General features: G+C 37.3%; 4 protein-coding genes. 1 reads left to right on the top strand and 3 read right to left on the bottom strand.

Features of this window, described 5'->3' with window-relative positions:
- Positions 1 to 550: 550 nt before the first annotated feature.
- A complete protein-coding gene (dxs, locus tag K2F45_RS27320; RefSeq protein WP_075990428.1) occupies positions 551 to 2479 on the bottom strand; it encodes a 1-deoxy-D-xylulose-5-phosphate synthase in 1929 nt (642 codons plus the stop codon).
- 160 nt (positions 2480 to 2639) lie between these two features.
- Between dxs and K2F45_RS27315 the strand changes: the two genes are divergently transcribed.
- Complete coding sequence (locus tag K2F45_RS27315) at positions 2640 to 3428, top strand: segregation and condensation protein A (protein ID WP_075990427.1); 789 nt, start codon at positions 2640 to 2642, stop codon at positions 3426 to 3428.
- Between the two features lie 33 nt (positions 3429 to 3461).
- Here the strand turns inward: K2F45_RS27315 and thiL are convergent, their stop codons facing one another.
- Together thiL and nadA are read right to left on the bottom strand one after the other, a co-directional pair.
- A complete protein-coding gene (gene thiL, locus K2F45_RS27310; protein WP_120335634.1) occupies positions 3462 to 4514 on the bottom strand; it encodes a thiamine-phosphate kinase in 1053 nt (350 codons plus the stop codon).
- Positions 4515 to 4743: 229 nt separating this feature from the next.
- Positions 4744 to 5739, bottom strand: a complete 996-nt coding sequence (nadA, locus tag K2F45_RS27305; protein ID WP_248932747.1) for a quinolinate synthase NadA — start codon at positions 5737 to 5739, stop codon at positions 4744 to 4746.
- Positions 5740 to 6000: the final 261 nt, after the last annotated feature.

Below are 6000 nucleotides of genomic sequence, written 5' to 3'. Positions count from 1 at the left end.
TCTAAAATTGTTAATAAGTTGATTTACAATACGCGACAAAAAATATGTTGATAACTTTCTCTGAGAACGAAGATGACAAAAAAATATCAGCTAAAAAACTAAAATATAAAATAATTAATAAACCATTATATATCAGATATTTACTATGTAAAATTGTGGAAAACTAGCGCTAAAATTGATCTCTAAAAATAATTATTAACATTCCAAATTTATTTGAAAAAAAAGAACAAAAAAAGTAGCAAACTAACTACGTCTCAGTCCTTAAGGTCTAAATCTAAATTAACCAAAATAATAGCTAATTACAATCTTTAGTTCATATATTTTTAATATTAAATTTATAAGAATTTAAAGCCAACTTAACATCATTGCTAATGGACGATTCAACTTATTTATGTCCAACTGTAAAACAAAAATCTTTATAATTTATCCGAAAGAAAAAAACATATTGTAACATATGAGATTAATTGTGAGCTCCAAAAAAAGCTATACTATAGAAACAAAAAAGGAGGTCCATATGGATCTCCTTTTTTGTTTCTATAGTATATAACTTTTATCCGACCATTGAACTGGTCAATTTTCCATTACAAAGTTTTTTAGCTTCTGCTATGATCGCATTCGCATCGTAGTGGGCATTCTTCCACTGTGCATTTTGTTCAGCATGCTCAATGATCTTATCCGGAATACCTAAACGAACCACTTGGCTATGATATCCGTGATCTGCCATAAACTCCAATACAGCGGAACCTATTCCCCCTTGTAAACTTCCATCTTCAACCGTGATAATTTTATCAAACTTTTTAAAGACCTGATGGAGTAAGACTTCATCTAATGGTTTAGCAAATCGAAGATCATAATGTGCTGGGTGTATCCCTAATTCATTCAACTGCTGTACCGCTTTAACGGCTTCATTTCCTATAGCGCCAAAGCTCAATATAGCAAGCTCTTCCCCATCTGTTATAAGACGTCCTTTTCCAATTTCAATTTCCGTAAACGGGCGACGCCAGTCTGGCATAACACCATTTCCTCTAGGATATCTAATAACAAATGGACCTTTATTGGGTAACTGAGCTGTATACATTAAATTTCGTAACTCTTCCTCATTCATCGGCGCAGAAACCGTCATATTTGGAACACAGCGCATAAATGCGATATCATAAGCTCCATGGTGTGTCGCACCATCCGCTCCTACCACGCCCGCACGGTCTAAACAGAAAACGACGTTCAGATTTTGCAATGCAACATCATGGATTACCTGATCATAGGCCCGTTGCATAAACGATGAATAAATATTACAAAATGGCAATAGTCCCTGAGTTGCAAGTCCAGCACTGAAAGTAACAGCATGTTGTTCAGCAATACCGACATCAAATGCACGCTCAGGCATAGCTTTCATCATAATATTCATGGAAGAACCGGATGGCATTGCAGGTGTTATACCCACAATCTTATCATTCGCTTCTGCAAGCTCCACCAAGGTATGTCCAAAGACATCCTGAAATTTGGGAGCCACCGGTTTATCATTCGAAGACTTCTTGATCTCACCGGTAATTTTATCAAATAAACCTGGAGCGTGCCACTTCGTCTGGTCTTTCTCCGCCAACGCAAAGCCCTTTCCTTTGATAGTGACAGCATGTAATAATTTGGGACCTGGTATGTGTTTAAGATCTTCTAGCGTTTTAGCCAATTTTTTAACATCGTGCCCGTCAACTGGCCCAAAGTATCTAAAATTTAAAGATTCAAATAGATTAGCATTTTTCAGCAAAGTTCCCTTTATGCTTTTTTCAAGCTTTTTGGCAATGCCAAGTGCATTGGGACCAACTTCTGAAATCTTTGTCAATACTGCTGCTATATCGTCTCTAAATCTGTTGTATCGCTTAGAGGTGGTAATGCTTGTCAAATACTCCTTTAATGCACCAACATTCGGATCTATCGACATGCAGTTATCATTTAAGATCACCAAAAGATTTGATTTAGAAATTCCAGCATGATTCAATGCTTCAAATGCCATTCCTCCCGTCAAGGCACCATCACCGATTACAGCAATATGCTGACGGTCTTTCTCGCCTTTTATCTGAGAGGCAACAGCCATACCCAGCGCAGCAGAAATAGATGTTGATGAGTGACCAACACCAAATGCATCGTATTTAGATTCAAAACGGTTCGGAAAGCCCGAAATCCCGTTCTCAATTCTATTTGTATGAAATATATCCCGGCGACCTGTTAGGATTTTATGTCCATAAGCCTGATGACCTACATCCCAGATCAATTGATCGTATGGGGTATTCATTACGTAATGTAACGCCACCGTTAACTCGACGACTCCCAAACTTGCTGCAAAGTGACCACCATTAACCGAAACCTGATCAATAATAAATTGACGTAATTCCTGACTTAACTGTTCTAATTGGTCTTCCTTTAGCTTTTTAAGATCAGAGGGATCGTTTATTTTACTTAATAGTTCTCCAGCCTCAAACTGCATAGTACTGCTATTTACATGATATGTTCGTACAAAGTAACGACAATTTTATTTAATCTTTAAAATTAAATCGCATTTACATATTGAGGTACAACAAATAAAATAATGAATAGTTTGTATCGAAGTTATTCCAAAAGATTTTATATGTAAATTTGTATAAGATATGCAAGTAGAAGAAGGCTACGAAATCAAGCTTCCTCAATTTGAGGGACCTTTTGATTTATTATTATTTTTTATCGAACGGGATGAATTAAATATCCACGATATACCGATTTCAAAGATTACAGATGACTTTTTATCGTATGTGAGCCAAATGCAAGCGCTCAATATGGAAATGGCAAGCGAGTTTATCTTTGTTGCTTCGACATTGATGCGTATTAAAGCTAAAATGCTCTTGCCTCGTCTAGATCTAGATGAAAATGAGAATGAAATCGATCTTAGAGAAGATCTTGTTCAAAAACTTATTCTCTATAAGCAATTTAAAGAGACCTGTGAAGATTTGAGAGTCTTGGAGGAGGATCGTCTCAAACTATACAATCGAGGCAACATACGCTATGATATCCAACAAAGACTAAAATTAGATTCTACCGGAGAAAATTTGGATAGCTTCGACCTTTATAGTCTAATGATGATTTACGAGCAAATGATGTATCAATTCCGTAATCGTCCCCCAGAAGTAACACATACAGTTGTCAAATATCCATACACCATTGAACAACAGAAGAAAGCAATAGCCGAACTAATTGAAATCAATAAAAAATTAGATTTTCAAGAAATTCTTAAAAACTCAGAAAATAAAATACAGTTTGTCTATAACTTTTTAGCAATTCTTGAAATGCTGCAACAGAGATTATTACAGATCGAAGTGGGCTTAGGCTATAACAATTTCAATGTAGGGCAAAGAGATCCAAATGAGGTAGAGGAACTCCGGCTTGAGGAGCAAGAAGCATAAAAAAAGACCTGTTTTGAACAGGTCTTTTTCGTATTAATCTTTTTTCTTAAAAGCATTCCAACCCTGGGCTGTTATCGGATAAAGATTCCCTGATTTGGAAATCATTTCACAGCCTTCAGTACTTGGGGTCATATAACCAATAATGCTAATATCCGGTAAGTTTTTGATTTTATCATGATCAGCCTGAGCTATTGTGAACAGTAGTTCATAATCTTCGCCACCATTAAGTGCAGCTACGGTTGGATCAATACCAAATTCCCGCCCCGTATCATAAGTCATCTGATCCAATGGAATCTTTTCCTCATATAATCTGCAACCTTTGTCAGATTGCCTGCAAATATGTAGAATTTCCGATGCAAGCCCGTCTGAAATATCCATCATCGCTGTTGGCTTGATCCCTAGCTTGGCAAATAATTCAACAATGTCTTTCCGGGCTTCAGGTTTCAATTGACGTTCAACGATATAATCCTTTCCCTCTAAATCTGGCTGTACATTGGGATTTTCTAAATAGATATCCTTTTCACGCTCCAAGAGCTGTAAGCCCATATAAGCTGCCCCTAGATCACCAGACACACACAAGAGATCACCTTCCTGCGCACCACTACGATAAACGATCTGATCTGCATCAGCATAACCTATGCTTGTCACAGAAATAACCAAGCCTTGGGCTGAAGCCGAGGTGTCGCCGCCAATTAAGTCGACATTATATTTCTTACAGGCAATCAATGCTCCCTGATAAATCTCTTCTACAGCTTCCAATGGAAATTTTGAGGACAGACCTATTGAAAAGGTAATTTGCGAAGCTATTCCATTCATCGCGTAAATATCGCTCAAATTGACCTGAACAGCTTTGTAACCTAGATGTTTTAACGGAACATATCTAAGATCAAAATGAATCCCTTCCAAAAGTAGATCAGTAGATATCAAGGTTTTTTTACCTCCAAAATCTAGAACAGCAGCATCATCGCCAATCCCTTTAATTGTGGATTTTTCTGTTAATTCTACAGCTTTTTTTATATAATCAATCAAACCGAACTCACCCATTTCTTCCAAATTGGTTCGCTCGGTGTTATCAAAATCAAACATGTTAAAAAGTTTAAAAGTTTAATATGGATAATGCCAGCTGATAATCATCTCCCAGAGATATATCCGGATGGCATTACAAAATAAGTTTTACTATAAGACCAATGGCTCCCCTGCTTATACATTAGACTCTTTTCATTGCAGCACATATAAGCGGCTTAATGAAGCTGTTGATGATCATTGAAAACCAATCAGTTATTATCTTGGTTATGATCAAAAATTATGCAAATTTCTATAAGCCTAAACTTGCCGATATTTCCAACATACGTTCAATAGGACGCTGGGCTCTGAGAATAACATCCTCTGGAAGGAGGATTTCGGGCGATTCATACTTCAGACAGTTGAATAGCTTCTCAAGCGTATTAAGCTTCATATGCGGGCAGTCATTACATGCACAGGCATTATTAGGAGGCGCAGGAATAAAAGTCTTATGTGGACTTGCTTTTTGCATTTGGTAGAGAATACCTGATTCTGTAGCAACAATATAAGCTTGGGCCGAATCGGTCTGGGTAAATTTAAGCATGCCCGCAGTCGATCCTACATAATCGGCTATCGCCAGTATATGATCTTCACACTCCGGATGGGCAATAAACTTAGCCTCCGGGTGCTCGCTTTTCAAACGATCAATTTTATCTTGAGAAAAAATTTCATGGACCATACATGCACCATTCCAAAGCACAAGATCTCGTCCTGTTTTCTTTTTAACGTATGCTCCGAGATTACGATCGGGGCCAAAAATGATCTTCTGATCCGCTGGCAGGCTCTCTACGATCTGAACAGCGTTACTAGAGGTACATACGATATCGGAAAGCGCTTTCAATTCCGCCGTACAGTTTACATAAGTGATGACCAAATGATCAGGATATTGTTCCTTAAATTTAGCGAAAAGATGCGGTGGGCAAGAATCTGATAGCGAACAACCCGCTTTGGCATCTGGCAGAAGAACCTTTTTCGTTGGTGAAAGTATTTTAGCCGTCTCAGCCATGAAATGTACTCCAGCAAAAACAATTACATCTGCATCAGTTTTCGCAGCTTCCTGGGATAAACCAAGGCTATCTCCTATATAATCCGCTATATCTTGAATTTCAGACTCTTGATAATAGTGAGCCAAGATGACAGCGTTCTTTTCTTTCTTTAACCGTTGGATCTCTTTAATCAAATCCAGTGAGGGATCAATCGGAGCATCGATATAACCTTTTGCTTGAAGCTCATAATTTACAATTTCCATGCGAGTAGTTTCAACTTTTATGAACAGCAAAAATAAGCATTGTTAGATATATAAAAGTCAATTAAAAGCAAATTAATCAGGTCGTGGTAATATACCGCTTGCCTGGATGTGATTCATTATTAGATAATAACAGATAAAATACTGATATAAAGCCTCTTATTAATCAATAATAGATTACAGCGGATCTTCCAAGCTCAGCTTACTGGATAATGTCAGTTTTGAAATTTGATCGAACAACTGCAACTGTTGCCCAATTAAATG

Source organism: Sphingobacterium siyangense (genome assembly GCF_023277505.1).
GTDB lineage: Bacteria > Bacteroidota > Bacteroidia > Sphingobacteriales > Sphingobacteriaceae > Sphingobacterium > Sphingobacterium siyangense.
This window is presented reverse-complemented; position numbering and strand designations above follow the sequence as displayed.

Bases quoted from the DNA above. Each gene is read 5' to 3' on its own strand.
- thiL (WP_120335634.1), bottom strand. From the start codon at position 4,514: ATGTTTGATTTTGATAACACCGAGCGAACCAATTTGGAAGAAATGGGT.
- dxs (WP_075990428.1), bottom strand. From the start codon at position 2,479: ATGCAGTTTGAGGCTGGAGAACTATTAAGTAAAATAAACGATCCCTCT.
- nadA (WP_248932747.1), bottom strand. From the start codon at position 5,739: ATGGAAATTGTAAATTATGAGCTTCAAGCAAAAGGTTATATCGATGCT.
- K2F45_RS27315 (WP_075990427.1), top strand. From the start codon at position 2,640: ATGCAAGTAGAAGAAGGCTACGAAATCAAGCTTCCTCAATTTGAGGGA.